The following is a 17,336-nucleotide window of genomic DNA, read 5'->3' on the forward strand; positions in this document are numbered from 1 at the left end:
GGGCAAGCCCCTTATCACCCCGTGTCATGCTTTAATTCAAAATTATTCTGCTTTAACTGGCACTTCAACAGCAGCCTCAGTCTGTTCCGGTTCTGCTACTTCTTCCGTTTCTTCGCCTTGGTTTGCTTCCAAAACAGCGTCAGCCATCTTGCCTGTCAGCAATTTAACAGCACGGATCGCGTCATCGTTACCAGGAATGATAACATCGATTTCATCCGGATCACAGTTTGTATCAACGATCGCAATGATCGGAATATTCAGCTTATGTGCTTCAGCGATCGCAATTCTTTCTTTACGCGGATCAATAACAAAAAGCGCTTGAGGAAGGCTTTCCATATTCTTGATACCGCCCAAGAATTTTTCAAGACGCGCCCATTCTTTCTTAAGACCGACAACCTCTTTCTTAGGAAGAACATCAAAAGTTCCGTCTGCTTGCATTTTTTCAATGTCTTTAAGACGTTTGATTCTCTTTCTGATTGTCTCGAAATTAGTGAGCGTTCCGCCGAGCCAACGTTGATTTACAAAATACTGGCCGGAACGTTCCGCTTCTGCTTTTACAGACTCTTGAGCTTGTTTCTTTGTACCTACAAATAGAACTTTACCGCCGTCAGCAGCAATATCTCTGACGAAATTATAAGCTTCTTCAACTTTTTTTACGGTTTTCTGCAGATCGATAATGTAGATACCATTTCTTTCCGTAAAGATATACGGCTTCATCTTCGGATTCCAACGACGGGTCTGATGACCGAAATGAACGCCGGATTCCAATAATTGTTTCATTGAAATAACTGACATTAAAAAATTCCTCCTAGTTTGGTTTTATTCCCTCCGCCTGCATCATTTTCGTGTGCGGCTGAATTGCTTCAGCACCCGCGCATAAATCAACAGACGTGTGTGATTGACACCAAACGTAAATATACCATACTCTAAACGGCATGGCAAGATTCGAATTAAACTTTTCCATGTAATTTAAGTAATAGTTCGATTTCGCCTTTTCCTCGATTCATTTCTTTCGCTATCTCGGTAGTCGAATATCCTTTTTCTTTCAATTTCATCGCGTGTAAAAAGGGAGATTCCTCCACTTGATCCTTAACATTGTCAATTGGCGGCATCCATTCATTCTCAGGTATTTCCGTTCCAGATACTGAAGATAGTGGCGGCTTGCTTTTCACAGCCTTATGTAACTGTTCTTTTTGATCGTTGAGCGTGTCTGCAAAAGAATGATTGCCGCTCACAGCTTCGGGTTCTGTCTTTTTTTCAGTTGCTTTTACTTGTGCATTCATTTTCTCAGTACGTTTCGATGTAGATGCTTTCTCAATTTCGATCGCCTGTTTTGCCAATAATCCACGTACTTCTGCCAAAAATTGTTCATTTTCCAAGCGAACTGCCTCAATATGTTCAGCAAGAAGCTGCTGCGCTTCTTGAGCGCTTTGTCCTGAGCCTTTCTGTTGAAGCAGTCGGATTCTCTGATAAAGATGCACAGTAAGATATAAGGCTAAAAGCACTAATACAAAATTAAGCGTAATCCAAAAAGCTGACAAAACGTTCACCTCGCTTCTCAAGTTATATAGATTTACTTTCAGTAGCGTTGAGGTATTGTCTCAACTTAAAAAGCGCTTTGCTGTGGATCTGGGAAATCCGTGATGTTGAAAGGTTTAACACCTGTCCGATTTCAGTCAAAGTAAGTTCATCAAAATAGAAAAGTGACACGACAAGACGCTCTTTTTCACTTAGTTTGTCAATTTCTTTGGCGAGTTGGGCTCTATTTTCTTGATCCACTAACCTTTTCTCCGGCAAAACAGCTCGAACATCCTCGATTATGGCGGCCGGAAATTCACTGCTCATACTCGAAGCACTGTCATCAAGTGAGAGTAAATTAGATAGCAGGCTTTCAGACAATATTTGTGAAACATCTTCAGGAGACAATTTACAAGCTGCGGCGACCTCATCAATTGTGGCGGAGCGCATTTGTTCTTGCTCAATTTTCTCGGCAGCCTTTTCAATCTTTTTACTCTTCTCCCGCATTGAGCGTGGCATCCAATCTTCTTTCCGCAATCCATCTAAAATCGCTCCGCGAATTCGAAACGATGCATATGTATCAAATTTCAAATCTCTCTTACGATCAAATTTTTCTAGTGCATCGTAGAGACCAAGCAACCCATAACTTTGAAGCTCTCCTCGATCAATATTTCGGGGCAATCCTGCCCCAATTCTCTGCACGTGGTAATTGACAAGTGGCATATAAATTTCGAGAAGACAATTTGCTGCTTCTACATCATGAGACTGAATCCAGTGATCCCAATATTTCGATTCTACGGCTTCAGATTTTCCCAATTGTCTCCCCTCCTTTGTAACAAGCCAAACTTAAATAACACTTTTCCCTTTAAATATAGCATGAATCGTCAACTCGCAGCTGTCTATGAAGTATTCTATAGTGCGTCCATAATCTGCACCAGTCTCTTCTGCGATGAGCGGTATATGATAGTTGGTCAGTTGGTCTTTTACAGCCTCGACATTTCTCTTTCCAATGCTCCCTAAAGGTAGTGTTCGCGTTGACTTGAACATCTCGGCACCTCCTGCGATCTTTGCCCTGAGCTGGGATAGAGGACAACAATAATACTCTGTCATCTTCTTTACCAGCTCTGGAACGGCTGTATCCGCATATTTGCCAAGCGGATACGTCATCGTTCTCGCAAGCGCTGAATCAGGCAGCATCACGTGCGCCATTCCCGCAACCTTCCTTTGTGCATGATAGATCACAACGCCCACGCATGATCCAAGACCCAGTGTCTTCAATGTCTCCGGCGATTCGGCAAATTTAATCTCTGAAAGACCGACGTGAATCAATGGAAAGACTTCCCTTCAGCGATGTTGAAGATAACGTCAAGAGAATCAGGGAATGGAAGAAATAAAAATTCGCCATTTAGCCTGTTCCCCTTCTGACGATCAAAAAGAACAGCATCGATTAGCAAAGCTGATTCGTCGTAAAGCGAGAGTTCAACGAGTCCCTCACTTAGAATTGCCCCCGCCATATCCACTGCATAATTTGGCGGAGCTTGCGTTAATGAAATTTTGAGAAAAGCAGCTAGTGCTGACAAATAAGAGCCGCAAAGGATGTTGCTGATTTCACAAAATGCTGATTTTCCCATTTCGTCATCAAGGACATTCCCATTGGGTACTAGTTCTTGAATCAATGCATTAGCCTGCTCCATATCAAACATCATGAAAAAGAAGCCTTTGAGTCCGCCATCTACTTGGATATAAGAAGCGGCAACCTGCCTTTCCGCATCCTTGTCAATTAAATCTGAAATCGGCAGCACACGCACAGAGGGTATGTTCATATCAATAGACTTATTTAACAGCATGGATAATGACGAGGCGGCATGAGCGGCGCCGATGTTGCCCGATTCCTTTAGTAAATCAAGATGTGAGGCACGTAATTCCTTTAAATTGTTCATAAATCATCCCTCGATCTTCAGTAAGTCGGCAACATCATCTTGATTCAGTACCCGATCAAGATTGAGCAAAAGAAGCAGTTCATTGTCTCCGATTTGTGCGACACCATTCAAATAGTTCGCTGACGGCCCGCCAATGATTTCAGGAGCTTTTTCGATCTTAGCTGATTCAATGTCCAAGACCTCTTTGGACGAGTCGACCAGTAATCCTACTTTCATATCCTCCACATCGACGACAATGATCCGACTTTCTTTTGTCACGACAGATTCGCCCATCTGGAACCGATTGCGGACATCAATAATTGGGACGATCAACCCACGCAGATTCATTACCCCTTTGACAAATGAGGCAGCGTTAGGAAGACGAGTAATGTCATCTACTTTCTCGATTGACAATACCTGCTCAACCGGCACACCGTATGATTCAGAATTTATTTCAAACAAAATGACCTTCATATTTGTTTCTTTCTGATTTGTCATCATGTGTTCCTCCTCAAGCCTGTTCTTTTAAGAATAGTTTTTTCTGTGTCGTGATGATCGCTTGACAGTCGATAATTAACGCAACCTTGCCATCGCCGAGAATCGTTGCACCAGAAAAACCAGACACATTTTTCAAATAGTTGCCAAGCGGTTTGACGACAATGTCCTGATAGCCAAGCAGTTTATCTGCGACTAATGCAACAATCTTATCACCATGGTTAACCATCACAACGGAACTCCCTTGATCGACTTCATTAGTGTTGTTCTTTTCTGCAGAGGTAATCGACAAGTAGTCGCTGAGATTAATAATAGGGACAACTTGTCCATGATACTGCATCACATTCCGGTTATGGATGCTCATCACCTCAATATGACGCCTCAGCGCTGTTTCAGCAATGGAATTGATTGGAATCGCGTAAATTTCCTTACTGCACTGAACGAGCAAAGCATTGATGATGGAGAGCGTCAAAGGCAGTCTCACTGTAAACTTCGATCCTTTATCCCGCTCGGAATCTACCTCGACGCTTCCGCTGAGCGAATGAATTTTACTTTCAACGACATCGAGTCCGACTCCTCGTCCCGATATATCCGAAATCTTGTCAGCGGTACTGAACCCCGAGGCAAAAAGTAAATGGTAGATGTCTTTGTCGGTAAGCTTTTGTGCAGCTTCCTTGGTTACAACATTCTTCTCAATCGCTTTCGCAAGTACTTTTTCTTTGTTGATGCCTGCGCCGTCATCCACAATTTCAACAATGACATGATTTCCGCTGTAATATGCACTAAGGGACAACGTACCTTCGGGATCTTTTCCCTTCGCCTTTCGAACTTCAGGTGTCTCAATTCCATGGTCCATGGAGTTCCGAATCATATGCATGAGCGGGTCGCCCAGTTCTTCAATTACCGTACGATCCAGTTCGGTTTCCGCTCCATTGATTACAAAATTAACTTTCTTGTTCAATTCCTTTGAGAGATTGCGGACCATCCTTGGGAATCGGTTGAAGACCTGCTCAATTGGCTCCATGCGCAAATTAAGAATGGTTTCCTGTAATTGATTGGAAATACGTTTAATCGTTCCTACTGTATCCTTCAGGTCCGTATTATCAATATCGGATGCGATTTTCTCAAGTCGTCCGCGATCAATAATCAATTCTTCAAAAAGGTTCAAAAGTTGATCTATTCGATCCAGATTTACACGAATTGTCTTAGCCACGGTGACAGCCGGATGAGCGGCAGCCGGTTTGCTCGGCTCGTTTTCTTTCTGAGCTTGTTTCTTCGGACCTATATCCTGCGCCTGTTGCCTCTGTACAACTGGTGAATTCTCTTCTAAATTATTTATGGGGGAAACAGTAACGTTCTCGATTTCTGAAATTTGATTTATTTTATTCTGAATCTCCTGATTTTCGGATTCTGTTGCAATCAGAAAAACCAGTTGCTGATCAAACGCTTCTTTTTCAATTTCTTCAGTTGATGGCCTTGTCCCGATTATTGTTCCGGATTCTTCCAAGGCATTTGAAATCATCAGCGCTCGAGCCGCTTTGAGCACGCAATCTTTGTTGAGATTCACAACCGTTTCAAATACATGGAGTTTTTGCGACTGCGCCTGGGAAATAAATTCTTTTTCATAGTCCGTAAGTTCCATGGCTTTCGTATTCACTGGTTCTGAGACAGTTGATACTGTGACTTTTTGGTCGCTCGAAGGAGCATCATTATCCGGTGTGCCATCTGTAGTGAGCGTTTGAAGTTTCTTTATGGTTCCAGACACTTCACGAACATCACTCCCATTTTGTTCGATGGTGTCAGCCATCGCTTCGAGATGATCCAAGCCCTCGAAAAGAACATCAATCATTTCTGAGCTGACTTTGATACTCTGATGTCGGAGTGCGTCAAATACATTTTCCATGATATGTGTGAGTTCCATCATGTTTTGAAAGCCCATCTGACCCGAGCTTCCTTTCAGTGTATGTGCAGATCTGAAAATACTGTTAATTAATTCAGGATCTTCGGCATTTTGCTCTAGAGTCATCAGTTTATCATTCAGATTCTGCAAATGTTCTCGTGCTTCATCCAAAAATACGCCCAAATATTGACTCATATCCATGGTCATTCATCTCCCTGTAATCCGAATTCGCCGCAGATTGCTTTGGCAATATGATATAAAGGTTGAACATCATTCACTTTTCCAGTTTCAATCAATGCTTTTGGCATACCAAACACTGTACATGTCTCTTCAGATTCAGCGATGGTGTGCACATTCTTCCCTGCCGCGCATAAATCGATAACGCCTTGTGCGCCGTCTTTTCCCATTCCTGTCAAAATAGATACTACATAGGAATATCCGTGAAGCTTGGCAAGTGATCGCAGCGTCACATCGATCGAAGGCCGAACACCGTTTACCGGAGCAGAATTTGATAAATGACACCTGAGGCGGGCTTGCTCATCGCTTTCAATACACATATGCATACCGCCGGGAGCAACATAACAATGCCCCTTTTCAAGGATTTCTCCTTCTTTTGCCTCAGTCACAGTTATCGTTGACAAGCGATTCAGACGTTCCGCCAACGATTTCGTAAAACGAGACGGCATATGCTGCACGATAAGAATAGGAGCAGGCAACTGCTTGCTCAGCCCAGGAACTACGGTCTGTAAGGCTTTCGGTCCACCGGTGGATGTACCGATGAGCACAATCCGAGCATTAATTAGTGAAGGATGAACGGGTTGCCTTGCAGGTTCAGCCCGCTCATGTTTTCCTTCATAAATTTGTTTGTTGTCTCCCACTTTAATCTTTGATACTGCCGCTTGTTTAATCTTCTGTTGAAGTTCATGCTCAATTCGCTCAACATCAGATGGTCTGCCTGATGGTTTAAAAATAAAATCGAACGCCCCACTGCTTATCGCTTCAATAACGTAATTTGCGTTCTCATCAGAAGCCCCGCTGACCATTATCGTGGGCGTGGGTTGAAAACTCATGATGTCGTGTAAAACACCGAGCCCATCTTTGTCTCCCGGAAGGATGATGTCAAGTGTTACGACATCCGGCTGATAGCGAAATAATTTTTCTAGTGCATCCTTACCATCTCGTGCCGTCGCTACCACTTTAAGTCTTGAATCCTCTTCAATCATCGCTTTTATGGTTTGACGTATGAAAGCAGAATCATCAACCACGAGTACTTTGATCGGATTCATTCCTCATCCCTCCTTGTCAATTTTAAATATTTTCTAACTTTATCTCCAAATGATGATTGATGTCTGCGTGCAACCTGCTCCCCGCATTGAGCAAGAAAAGCGCGAGTAAGAATTCTCATTTCCACAGAGTACTTAGCTTGTGGACGATTCAGCATGCAAGGTATTTGATTTCGCACGGACATTAAAAGATCGTTGTCTCTATGTAATGAAGCAAGCCATGACGGGGACGCCCCCAAAAACCGCTCTGATACCGATGATAACCGTTGCCAAGTTGCCCAGCCTTCTTTGCGACCAAATGTCTGATTGACAACGCAAGATATATCAAGGTTTTTTTTCATCGCATACACCATTTTTATTAATGAATAACTGTCTGCCATCGCAGGCGGTTCTGGCGTTGTAATGAGAATCAAACGATTTACCGCAAGCATAAAGTGGAACATGTCATCTGATGCCCCCGCGCCAAAATCAAAAATGATAAAGTCATAGTCTCTTTTAATTAAACTAAGTTGTTCTATAAAAAAAGATAAATGGCCATGATCTAGATGAAACAAGGAGGAAAGACCTGTTCCTCCCGCGATAAACGAAACATTTGATGTAACATTTACCAAAGCGTTCTGAAAATTAACCTCATTGACAATTGCATCCACAATATTTAATTGAGCCGACTTCCCCATTAATTGTTCAACATTCCCCATACCGACATCGAGATCAATAATCAGTACCTTTTTGCCGATTTCGCCCAGTGCTAGAGAAAAGTTGACACAGAAAACAGATTTGCCAACGCCACCTTTGCCACTGGCAATGCCAACAATTTGGGCGCAGCGCTCCTCATTTTTTCCTTGAAGTATACGTAATCTTAGTTGTTCTGCTTGATCATTAGCCATGTGAATCACCAAATAGCCGATTAATGAGCTCGCGTACATTAGGATGACGTAAATCATCAGGAACGTCTTGCCCATTTGCTATGTATGAAATACTCAATTGTCGATGGCGCAACAAAATGCTGACAATCGCGCCAAAGGATAAGGTTTCATCAATTTTCGAGAGAATGACTCGTGAAAGGTGTAATGCCTCAAATTGATTAATGATCATGTCCATATCCTCCAATTTTGATGTTGCGGATAAAACTAAATACAAGCCAATCTGAGACTCGCCATCAATCAGTTTGATCAATTCGTTTATATAGGAATTGTCTTGAAAATTTCGCCCTGCCGTATCAATAAAAACATGATCAAAATGCGCGAACTTTCGAATCAGTTCATGAAAATCGTGTTCTGTGTAAGCAATTTCAATTGGTGCATTTAGGATATTGGCATACATCTTCAATTGATCGATCGCCGCTATTCGATACGTATCTGAAGTGATAAACGCTATTTTTTTTCCTTCATTTAGAACGGCACGACTTGCGATCTTTGCCAAAGTCGTCGTCTTGCCGACGCCAGTTGGGCCAACCAACATAACAAAATGCTCGTGCAGAACCGAGGGCATAAAACGAGTCGGATCAAGACTTTGAACAAGTTCTTCCTTCAAAGCACGCTTCATTTCTTCTTGGTTCATGTGCTCATCGCTCTGATACCACTTCTTGATTAATTTTTGTACCAAGGGATCCGTGTCCTCGCGCAGCATTCCCTGACTCAATAGTTTATCGCGAAATTCTTGAACTAATTGAGGTGCGGAAAAAAGTTGATCAACCTTTTCACTTACACGTCTGAAGGGCATTTTGTTAGTCGCAACCGAATGATGATTGAACCGAATAGCCTCATTTTGTTCTTCGGCTTTTTTTCTTATTTTTTTTAATGGCGCATTAATTTCAGGATCACTGGCAGCAAGAACTTCAACATTTTCTTTTTTGAACAAATTAAAAAATCTGCCGGTCGTCACTTTTTTCGTATGAAAAATGACCGCATCGCTGCCCAGTTCTTGTTTCACTTTTTCAATTGCCTGAGCCATAGTAGGCGCAATAATTTTCTTCATTTTCATGCCGCGCTCAGCACCCCAATGCTTTGTACTTCAACATTTGTCTCGAGTTCATTATAAGATAGAATTCTAATATTTGGAAAATATCGTTCGGTTAATTGACGCGCGTACATGCGCACGGCAGGTGAACAGAGAATAACTGGATCACTCTCCAAATCCGCCCATTTTTCAACAGAAGAAGAAAGATTTTTCAATACTTGTGATGTGGTCGAACCATCTAAAGCGAGAAAGTTCCCATGCTCTGTCTTCTGAATGGAATCAGATATTTTTCGTTCAAGATCAGGGCTGAGCGTCAAGACCTTTAATGTTTCGCCAGGCGTTGTGAACTGCTCTGTAATCTGACGCGAGAGCGCTTGCCGGACGTATTCAGTGAGCAAATTGGTTTCCTTGGTCATTTGTCCGTAATCTGCCAATGTTTCAAAGATAATCGGTAAATTTCTAATGGACAGATTTTCCTTCAATAAATTCACAAGAACCTTTTGTATATCGCCAACCGTCAAAGGATCCGGAATCACTGCGTCAACGAGGGCGGGATACTGCTCTTTCAAGTGATCAACTAATTGCTGAGTTTCTTGTCTGCCAACCAGTTCATAGGCGTGTCGCCGCATCACCTCAGTCAGATGGGTTGATACAACGGACGGGGGATCGACAACCGTATAACTTGACAGTTCTGCTTGTTCCTTTGTTTGCTCATCGATCCAAAGTGCTTTAAGGCCAAATGCTGGTTCAACTGTCTCAATTCCTTTTATTGACGAATCTTCAATTCCCGGACTCATCGCGAGATAATGATCGGGGAGCAATTCACCTTTGGCAACTTCACTGCCGTTGATTTTAATTCGATAGCTGTTTGGTTCGAGCTGAATGTTATCACGGATTCGCACAACCGGAAGCACAAAACCAAGTTCCAGTGCAAGTTGCCTGCGAATCATTACGATTCGATCAAGAAGATCTCCGCCCTGTGAACTGTCGGCAAGCGGAACAAGCGCGTAGCCGAATTCAAATTCAACCGGATCCATATGCAGGAGATTCATCACGTTCTCCTGACTTTTAAAGGACTCTTCCGCTTTCTTATTCTCTTCCTCCGCAACATCCTGCTGCTCTGTTCCGCGTCTTCTTCGAATCATAAAACCGGCGATCACCAGAATCAGCGCAATTGGCAGAGTTGCCATCATACCAATAGGTGTCAGCCCTAAAATAAAAATGACGCATCCTGCAATAATGAGCATGATCGGATAGGAGAGTAACTGATCCGATACTTCTTTACCCATATTGTTTTCTGAAGATGATCGTGTGACAATAATGCCGGTTGCCGTCGAAATGAGAAGTGCCGGGACCTGGCTGACAATTCCATCACCTACAGAAAGCAAACTAAAATTCTGTGCCGCATCTGCAAGATCCATTCCTTGCTGCGCCACCCCGATGATCATGCCGACGATTAAATTTATCGCGACAATGATCATACTGGCGATCGCGTCACCTTTGACAAACTTGCTGGCACCGTCCATAGCGCCATAAAAATCAGCTTCACGCGTTATTTTCTCTCGACGTTTTTTGGCTTCCTGATCGTTAATTAATCCAGCGTTCATGTCTGCATCAATACTCATTTGCTTTCCCGGCATCGCATCAAGCGTGAAGCGGGCTGCCACTTCCGCTACCCGTTCCGCGCCTTTTGTGATGACAAGAAACTGAACGATAATAAGGATTAAGAAAACCACAAGACCAACAATAATATTTCCTCCAACAACGAATTGTCCGAACGCTTCAATGACGCGGCCCGCATCACCTTCAGAAAGGATCAGTCGGGTTGTCGACACGTTCAAAGCGATACGGAATAAAGTCATAATCAAAAGTAACGAAGGAAAGACAGAGAATTCGAGAGATTCCGTGACGTTCAGTGTGACAAGAAGAATAACAAGAGCGAGCGATATATTCATGACGATTAGAAAACTAAGCAATGCTGCAGGTAACGGGATGATCAGCATCATAACAATTAAAACGACACCAACCATCACAATATAATCTCTCGTTTTCATCGTATTCCTCCTTTCCAATCATGCTTTTCCTTTCAACCGATAAACATATGCCAATAGTTCAGCAACCGCCTTGAAGAATTCTTCCGGGATACTATCCCCTATTTCAAGAGAATGATAGAGTGCTCTCGCCAGCGGTTTTTTTTCAACAATGACAATCTGATGTTCTTTGGCAATCTCTTTAATTCGAAGAGCAATGAGATCCGCGCCTTTGGCAATGACTATGGGCGCATTCATTTCTTCTGCGTCATAGTGCAGTGCAACGGCAAAGTGTGTCGGATTTGTAATGATAACATCCGCATTGGGTACTTCCTGCATCATGCGGTTTAATGCCATTTGTCTTTGGCGTTCCTTCACCTTGGATTTAATTTGCGGATTACCTTCAATTGTTTTGAACTCGTCCTTAATATCTTGCTTGGACATCCTCATGTTTTTCTCATAATCATATTTCTGATAAAGATAATCGAGCAGGGATAGCGCAATCAAAGCGATTGAAACGGCGATCCCCATATTGAGCATGATTTGCGACAGTGAGCGAATGCTCTCTAAAATGGGCTGACTCGCAGATTGAGCAATGGATTGGCGATTCATCCAAAGAATTGAAAATGCAATGAGTCCGATAAAAATAATCTTAAGCATTGATTTCAGCAGTTCAACGATTGCCCGTAACGAGTAGGTTCTTTTCAATCCCTTAAGCAGATCAATCCGTTCACCTTTAAATAAGAGTGTTTCCGGCAAGAACATGAATCCGACTTGAAAAATCTGAGTCGCAACCCCTACAACCAATGCGATGATGAGAATGGGGAGCAATAGTTTAAGTACCTGAACAGATAAGTCCGACAGCATTCGATGTAAATTAAGTTCAGTAACCGACATACCCAAATTCATCGTATAAAATTGCCCCATCATTTCAGCCAGCTGCTTCACAACTCCTCCGCCAGCAAGTCGAAAATAAAGGAAAAAAGCAAGCATACTGATTGCTGTCGACAAATCCGCACTTTTAAAGACTTGTCCCTTTTTCCTTCCTTCCTCGCGTTTATGTGGAGTCGCTTTCTCCGTTTTCTCTCCCGCAAAATATTGTAGATCAAGCGAATAGCGCAGCTTCGTCATCATCTTAACTCCCTAACAAACGCATAAAGTCGCTAAAAATTGAGGTCATGGATTCAAAAATAACCCGAAACAGCCCAATAAGCGATGGAAATACAACCAGCAAAACTGCAAAGCCCGCAAGTGTTTTGAGCGGCAGCCCAACCACGAACACATTGACCTGTGGCACAGTGCGCGCAACGAGACCTACTGCGACATCGACTAAAAAGAGACAGCCAACGATCGGCAGTGCCAACTGTGCCCCAATCAAGAACATTTGCGCGGTTACTCGAGCGACAAATTCAGCAGTTGCTCCTGATCCGAATGCAACACTTAAATCATTGACAGGAATCATTTGAAAGCTTGATAAGATCCCGTTAATCAGCATGTGGTGCGCATTGACACCAAGAAAAAAGAGCAATTGCAACAGATACAAGAACTGACCGGTCAAGGGTGTTGGAACACCACTCTCCGGACTAATAACATTTGCAATAGCAAATCCGATCTGCATATCGATAAACGCACCGGCAAGCTGGACTCCATAAGTGATAATTCCTGCGACAAATCCCATGGACAAACCAACAAGAATCTCTTTGAGCAAAAGTAGAACAAATCGTCCGTCAAGCGGGACAGTCTGACTCTCAAGCATCGTCACGTCAACTAACAAAGCAAGCACAGCCGCAAGTCCAATCTTCACCGGTGCGGGTATCGTCCGATATGAGAAGATTGGCATGGTGGCAATGAAGCTGATCAGTCGTGCAAAGATTAATAACAATAAGGGAAGTGCATTAAATAATGACAAGATTCATCTATTCCCTTTCTATCGAATGAAGTTCGGTAGATTCGCAAAAATATTCTCGGTAAACGCGAGCATCTTTGAAAGCATCCATGGTCCGAACAGGATCAATCCGAAGAGTACTGCGACAATCTTCGGAATGAAGGCCAGCGTCTGTTCCTGAATCTGCGTCGCCGCCTGAAAGATACTGACGATCAGTCCAATGACTAGTGACAGGACCAGTATAGGACCGCCAATCATTAAGACGGCCATGACACTTTGATCGGCGATCGATAAAATCATTTCAGAACTCATTCGGTATCACCTTTCTCAGAAACTCTTAAGCAAAGACTCAACGATTAGGTACCAGCCATCCACCATGATAAAGAGTAAGATTTTAAATGGAAGTGAAATCATTACCGGCGGCAGCATCATCATACCCATCGCCATCAAGATACTGGCCACCACCATATCAATGACGAGAAACGGGATAAAAATCATAAATCCCATCTGAAAAGCAGTTTTCAGTTCACTTATTGTGAAAGCCGGAATAAGCGCCGTTAACGGAATCTCGCTCACCTTTTTCGGAGACTTATAATTTCCGTAACTGAGAAACAGCTGCAAGTCCTTCTCCCGTGTTTCCTTCGCCATAAATTCCTTTATCGGTATCTGCGCTTTCGACAATGCCTGTTTTTGTGAAATTTCTTTCTTCATATAAGGCTGAATGGCATCAGTATTAATTTGACCGTACACCGGCGCCATAACAAAGAAAGTAAGGAATAAAGCGAGACCGATTAACACTTGATTAGGAGGCATCTGCTGGGTTGACAACGATGTCCTCACAAAAGAAAGTACAATAATGATTCGGGTAAAACAGGTCATGAGTACCAGAATCGCCGGCGCGAGTGAGAGCACCGTCAGGACAAGCAATAATTGCAGTGTTGTTGCCACATCCTGAGGCTGACTCGTGAAAAAGTCGGCAGGAATACCAGGTATGCTATTCATTTTTTCCTGACCTCCTGAATCAAAGCACTTAATTGATTGGAACGCTCTTTGTTCAGTACATCGAGCTGTTTTTGAAATTCATTTTGTACCGGTGTCGTTCTGTCTTGTCCATCGGTTGTTGATTTTGAACGGCGTAGTGCGTGATCAGTCGTCCATTTGAGTGCTTTGAGCACATTCTCTTCAAATGGATCGGGAGAATCAGAATGACGTGTCAGCGATTGAATCACATCTGGATCTTTGATTTCCTTAAGTAACTGAACGGTTTCACCAACACCGACAACAAGAACCTCATCACCAACGCGAATGAGCTGTAAGGAGCGATTTGCTCCTAATGAGACACCGCCCATGTTTTTCAGCGAATGAACTTGAGTGAATTTCCCGGTGCGTTTCACAACAAAATGGTAAAGTAAGTAAATCAATGCGAGTACGATCAGCAAAGCAAAGAACAATTTGATAAAGGTTACAAATAGGTTTGAGTTTCCATAATTAACCGATTTTGTCTTTTGAGTACTCGTGCTGTTACTCGTCGGTTGATTGTCTGTTTTTTGAGTTTTTTGCCCATTTTCAATCCACTCTTTTACCGTATTATCCTCTGATTCCGCATGGGAGATCGAAATAGGATCGATTAAAAAGAATAAGATCAAGCAAAAAGCAAGCGCTAATTTAAACCAATGAGTTCTCTTCACAAATACTCATCCAATCGCTTTCTTGATTGCCTCGATGACACGGTCAGGTTGAAACGGCTTAACGATAAAATCCTTCGCACCCGCTTGGATCGCGTCAATAACCATTGACTGCTGACCCATGGCGGAGCACATAATTACTTTGCAATTAGGGTCAATGCTTTTTATTTTCTTAAGCGCGTTGATCCCATCCATTTCAGGCATCGTGATATCCAAAGTCACCAAATCAGGTTTAAATTCTTCGTACTTAGCTACCGCTTCGTTACCATTAGCTCCTTCGCCGCAAACCTCATAACCATTTTTGGTTAAAATGTCTTTTAACATCATTCTCATAAAAGCAGCGTCATCAACAACAAGTATGCGTCCTGCCACGTTAATCCCTCCGGTTTCATTTATCAGAAATATATTAATCTGCCAGAGCGCATAAGCGAATCTGCCAGGAAAAAAAGCGATACAAACAGTTCCATGCTCGTCTTACAGATTTTTAATTCGGTCGCTTTGGTCAAGTATCTCTGTAATGCGGATACCGAAATTTTCGTCGACCACGACAACTTCGCCCTTTGCGATATACTTTTGATTAACCAAGATATCAATCGCCTCACCGGCGAGCTTGTCTAATTCAATGATTGAACCGGGACCAAGTTCCAAAACATCTTTAATTGTTTTCTTTGTATGGCCAAGTTCAACACTAACGTCAAGTGGAATATCCATCAACAGATTAAGATTTCTCGGCATCGGTTGTTCTCTTGACGGAGGTTCTTCATTAAAATCGGAAAAGCGTACGGGATGGACGTCCTCATGAGGTATTGCACGCTCCTGAGCATGACTCGCCGCAGGCGCCTCAGGGGCCAAAGCCACAGCCGCCTCTTTTCGAGCTGAATCGTTGCTCATGTCCTTGGACATAGCTGGTATCATCTCTTCTGCACGTTCGCTTGGCTCATTAGGTACGGAGTTTTGTCCACCCGTTTCTTTAACAAGTAAATTGACGAGTTGCTTACCAAAATCAATTGGAATCAACTGCATGATATGTGAATCCACAAGATCGCCAATCTTTAATTGAAATGAGATTTCAAACATAATCTCATCCTTTGGCAGATTTTCAATTCCTTGATTCGTTTTAACATTCATCAGACTCAACTTTGGTGGTGAAATATCGATTCGCCGATTAAAAACGGTCGACATAGCGGTAGACGAAGAGCCCATCATCTGGTTCATTGCTTCCTGTACCGCACTCATTTCCATATCACTGATCTGTTCGGCTGGATTCGTTCCATCTCCACCCATCATTAGGTTTGCGATGACACTGGCGTCACGTGTCTTAATGACAAGCATGCAGGAACCCTGAAAGCCCTCCGTATAATTTACAAGCACAGAAACATGTGGAACGGGAAACTCTTCAGACAAATTATTACGATTAACTAAATGTACTTGCGGTGTTGTGATTTCGACTTTCTTATTCAATATGGTGGATAATGCAGTTGCCGCGCTACCGAAAGAAATATTACCGATTTCACCAAGTACATCTTCATCTAAATCGGACATATCTTCTACAATTTTGCGATCCAGTTGCGTATCTGACTCAGATGCGTTCATTTGTTCTAAATTTTGGCTCTGACTGTTTCCAAGAAGCGCATCAATTTCTTCTTGCGAAAGTTGTCCGTCACTCATCGACGTCATCCTCCTCTGTTATGGTTTTTATGATTTGGACAGCAATTCTTTTTTGACGTTTTCCCGGCTGTGCAATAAATTTAGAGAATTCGCCGACATCAATCCTCAACGGCTGATTTAAATGCTGATCCAATTTGATGACGTCCCCAACGTTTAAGTTTAATAGCTCATTGACCGTTATTTGTGAATGACCAAGATTTGCAGTCAATGTGACGTATGAATGTTCCACACTCTTTTTCAGAGATTGATATTCTTCCGTTGTGATATCGTTTTTCTTCTCGCTCATCCAATAATGCATAGACAATTTAGGTATTATCGGTTCAAGTACCACATGTGGCAGACAAAGATTAATCATTCCGCTTGATTTTCCAATCATTGCGGATAGTGAGATAACAATCACCGTTTCATTCGGTGAAACCAATTGAAGAAATTGAGGGTTGGTCTCAAGTTCAATCAAGATAGGATCAATGTCGTGCTCAACAGAGGACCATGCTTCTTTTAAGGCAGGTAAGCTGCCTTCAAAAAGCCCCTTCATCAAATCTGTTTCGATTTCAGTTAAATTTTCAATTTTGTTCATGCTTTCGCCGCTTCCGCCAAGCAATCGATCAAGCATTGCATAAGCGATGTTCGGATTAACTTCAGCGATCAAATGCCCCTCCAGCGGCGGTGCCTCAATAATGTTCAGGACTGTCGCGGATGGAATTGAGCGAATAAATTCCTCATAGGGCAATTGGTCAACCGAAGCAACAGATATTTGAACATAAGTTCTCAGCTGTGCCGAAAAATAGGAAGTCAGCAACCGCGCATAATTCTCATGTATGCGTGTCAAACTGCGAATCTGATCCTTCGAAAAGCGAAGCGCGCGTTTAAAATCGTAAACACGTATTTTTGATTTTTTTTCCTCGCTTTTTAATTCTTCTGCATCCATTTCGCCTGTTGACAGTGCGGAGAGCAGCGCATCAATCTCAGATTGTGAAAGTACGTCGGCCATTTT

Annotated in this window: 19 protein-coding genes; all 19 read right to left on the reverse strand. The window is 42.7% G+C overall.

The features are described from left to right. Nucleotides 1-42 precede the first annotated feature (42 nt). The 19 genes from rpsB to fliM all read right to left on the reverse strand — a co-directional run bounded on the left by rpsB (nucleotide 43) and on the right by fliM (nucleotide 17,333). Entirely contained in the window at nucleotides 43-795 is a 753-nt protein-coding gene (gene rpsB, locus BM003_RS01945) for a 30S ribosomal protein S2 (protein ID WP_093669512.1), read from the reverse strand. A gap of 155 nt (nucleotides 796-950) precedes the next feature. After that, on the reverse strand, nucleotides 951-1,541 hold the full coding sequence (locus BM003_RS01950; protein WP_093669514.1) for a hypothetical protein: 591 nt from the start codon (nucleotides 1,539-1,541) through the stop codon (nucleotides 951-953). A 22-nt stretch (nucleotides 1,542-1,563) separates the two neighbouring features. After that, on the reverse strand, nucleotides 1,564-2,334 hold the full coding sequence (locus BM003_RS01955) for a FliA/WhiG family RNA polymerase sigma factor (protein WP_093669516.1): 771 nt from the start codon (nucleotides 2,332-2,334) through the stop codon (nucleotides 1,564-1,566). A 30-nt stretch (nucleotides 2,335-2,364) separates the two neighbouring features. Next, nucleotides 2,365-2,847, reverse strand: coding sequence for a chemotaxis protein CheD (locus BM003_RS01960; RefSeq protein WP_093669518.1), 483 nt, complete (start codon nucleotides 2,845-2,847; stop codon nucleotides 2,365-2,367). Beyond that, the gene (locus tag BM003_RS01965; RefSeq protein WP_093669520.1) at nucleotides 2,844-3,458 is read right to left on the reverse strand and encodes a chemotaxis protein CheC; all 615 of its coding nucleotides are present in this window, start codon (nucleotides 3,456-3,458) and stop codon (nucleotides 2,844-2,846) included. Before BM003_RS01965 ends, BM003_RS01960 begins: the two co-directional genes overlap by 4 nt. Before the next feature lie 3 nt (nucleotides 3,459-3,461). Then, the gene (locus BM003_RS01970; RefSeq protein ID WP_093669522.1) at nucleotides 3,462-3,935 is read right to left on the reverse strand and encodes a chemotaxis protein CheW; all 474 of its coding nucleotides are present in this window, start codon (nucleotides 3,933-3,935) and stop codon (nucleotides 3,462-3,464) included. Between the two features lie 13 nt (nucleotides 3,936-3,948). Next, entirely contained in the window at nucleotides 3,949-6,033 is a 2,085-nt protein-coding gene (locus BM003_RS01975) for a chemotaxis protein CheA (protein ID WP_093669524.1), read from the reverse strand. A 2-nt stretch (nucleotides 6,034-6,035) separates the two neighbouring features. Then, nucleotides 6,036-7,118, reverse strand: coding sequence for a protein-glutamate methylesterase/protein-glutamine glutaminase (locus BM003_RS01980; protein ID WP_093669526.1), 1,083 nt, complete (start codon nucleotides 7,116-7,118; stop codon nucleotides 6,036-6,038). Then, a complete protein-coding gene (locus tag BM003_RS01985; protein ID WP_177184580.1) occupies nucleotides 7,115-8,002 on the reverse strand; it encodes an AAA family ATPase in 888 nt (295 codons plus the stop codon). The genes BM003_RS01980 and BM003_RS01985 overlap by 4 nt, the downstream gene beginning before the upstream one ends. After that, entirely contained in the window at nucleotides 7,995-9,098 is a 1,104-nt protein-coding gene (gene flhF / locus BM003_RS01990) for a flagellar biosynthesis GTPase FlhF (RefSeq protein ID WP_093669530.1), read from the reverse strand. The genes BM003_RS01985 and flhF overlap by 8 nt, the downstream gene beginning before the upstream one ends. Continuing rightward, nucleotides 9,095-11,128 (reverse strand): flagellar biosynthesis protein FlhA, encoded by a 2,034-nt coding sequence (gene flhA / locus BM003_RS01995; RefSeq protein ID WP_093669532.1) that lies wholly within the window; start codon nucleotides 11,126-11,128, stop codon nucleotides 9,095-9,097. Before flhA ends, flhF begins: the two co-directional genes overlap by 4 nt. Before the next feature lie 18 nt (nucleotides 11,129-11,146). Beyond that, a complete protein-coding gene (flhB, locus tag BM003_RS02000; protein ID WP_093669534.1) occupies nucleotides 11,147-12,235 on the reverse strand; it encodes a flagellar biosynthesis protein FlhB in 1,089 nt (362 codons plus the stop codon). Between the two features lie 4 nt (nucleotides 12,236-12,239). After that, entirely contained in the window at nucleotides 12,240-13,013 is a 774-nt protein-coding gene (fliR, locus tag BM003_RS02005; protein WP_093669536.1) for a flagellar biosynthetic protein FliR, read from the reverse strand. A gap of 18 nt (nucleotides 13,014-13,031) precedes the next feature. Next, nucleotides 13,032-13,301 (reverse strand): flagellar biosynthesis protein FliQ, encoded by a 270-nt coding sequence (fliQ, locus tag BM003_RS02010; protein WP_093669538.1) that lies wholly within the window; start codon nucleotides 13,299-13,301, stop codon nucleotides 13,032-13,034. 15 nt (nucleotides 13,302-13,316) lie between these two features. Then, nucleotides 13,317-13,991, reverse strand: coding sequence for a flagellar type III secretion system pore protein FliP (fliP, locus tag BM003_RS02015; protein WP_093669540.1), 675 nt, complete (start codon nucleotides 13,989-13,991; stop codon nucleotides 13,317-13,319). Further along, nucleotides 13,988-14,677: a flagellar biosynthetic protein FliO gene (locus BM003_RS02020; protein WP_093669542.1), complete on the reverse strand. Its 690-nt coding sequence runs from the start codon at nucleotides 14,675-14,677 to the stop codon at nucleotides 13,988-13,990. Before BM003_RS02020 ends, fliP begins: the two co-directional genes overlap by 4 nt. A gap of 6 nt (nucleotides 14,678-14,683) precedes the next feature. After that, the gene (locus BM003_RS02025) at nucleotides 14,684-15,046 is read right to left on the reverse strand and encodes a response regulator (RefSeq protein ID WP_093669544.1); all 363 of its coding nucleotides are present in this window, start codon (nucleotides 15,044-15,046) and stop codon (nucleotides 14,684-14,686) included. 102 nt (nucleotides 15,047-15,148) lie between these two features. After that, nucleotides 15,149-16,342 carry a flagellar motor switch phosphatase FliY gene (gene fliY, locus BM003_RS02030; protein ID WP_093669546.1) on the reverse strand — a complete coding sequence of 398 codons (1,194 nt, stop codon included), beginning with the start codon at nucleotides 16,340-16,342 and terminating at the stop codon, nucleotides 15,149-15,151. After that, the gene (gene fliM, locus BM003_RS02035) at nucleotides 16,335-17,333 is read right to left on the reverse strand and encodes a flagellar motor switch protein FliM (protein ID WP_093669547.1); all 999 of its coding nucleotides are present in this window, start codon (nucleotides 17,331-17,333) and stop codon (nucleotides 16,335-16,337) included. Before fliM ends, fliY begins: the two co-directional genes overlap by 8 nt. Nucleotides 17,334-17,336: the final 3 nt, after the last annotated feature.

This window comes from Sporolactobacillus nakayamae (genome assembly GCF_900113325.1).
Classification (GTDB): domain Bacteria; phylum Bacillota; class Bacilli; order Bacillales; family Sporolactobacillaceae; genus Sporolactobacillus; species Sporolactobacillus nakayamae.

What these genes read in the sequence shown, in the direction of transcription:
- rpsB (WP_093669512.1), bottom strand. Translation starts at nt 795, where the DNA reads ATGTCAGTTATTTCAATGAAACAATTATTGGAATCCGGCGTTCATTTC.
- BM003_RS01965 (WP_093669520.1), bottom strand. Translation starts at nt 3,458, where the DNA reads ATGAACAATTTAAAGGAATTACGTGCCTCACATCTTGATTTACTAAAG.
- BM003_RS01970 (WP_093669522.1), bottom strand. Translation starts at nt 3,935, where the DNA reads ATGACAAATCAGAAAGAAACAAATATGAAGGTCATTTTGTTTGAAATA.
- BM003_RS01975 (WP_093669524.1), bottom strand. Translation starts at nt 6,033, where the DNA reads ATGGATATGAGTCAATATTTGGGCGTATTTTTGGATGAAGCACGAGAA.
- BM003_RS01980 (WP_093669526.1), bottom strand. Translation starts at nt 7,118, where the DNA reads ATGAATCCGATCAAAGTACTCGTGGTTGATGATTCTGCTTTCATACGT.
- BM003_RS01985 (WP_177184580.1), bottom strand. Translation starts at nt 8,002, where the DNA reads ATGGCTAATGATCAAGCAGAACAACTAAGATTACGTATACTTCAAGGA.
- flhF (WP_093669530.1), bottom strand. Translation starts at nt 9,098, where the DNA reads ATGAAAATGAAGAAAATTATTGCGCCTACTATGGCTCAGGCAATTGAA.
- flhA (WP_093669532.1), bottom strand. Translation starts at nt 11,128, where the DNA reads ATGAAAACGAGAGATTATATTGTGATGGTTGGTGTCGTTTTAATTGTT.
- flhB (WP_093669534.1), bottom strand. Translation starts at nt 12,235, where the DNA reads ATGACGAAGCTGCGCTATTCGCTTGATCTACAATATTTTGCGGGAGAG.
- fliQ (WP_093669538.1), bottom strand. Translation starts at nt 13,301, where the DNA reads ATGAGTTCTGAAATGATTTTATCGATCGCCGATCAAAGTGTCATGGCC.
- fliP (WP_093669540.1), bottom strand. Translation starts at nt 13,991, where the DNA reads ATGAATAGCATACCTGGTATTCCTGCCGACTTTTTCACGAGTCAGCCT.
- fliY (WP_093669546.1), bottom strand. Translation starts at nt 16,342, where the DNA reads ATGAGTGACGGACAACTTTCGCAAGAAGAAATTGATGCGCTTCTTGGA.
- fliM (WP_093669547.1), bottom strand. Translation starts at nt 17,333, where the DNA reads ATGGCCGACGTACTTTCACAATCTGAGATTGATGCGCTGCTCTCCGCA.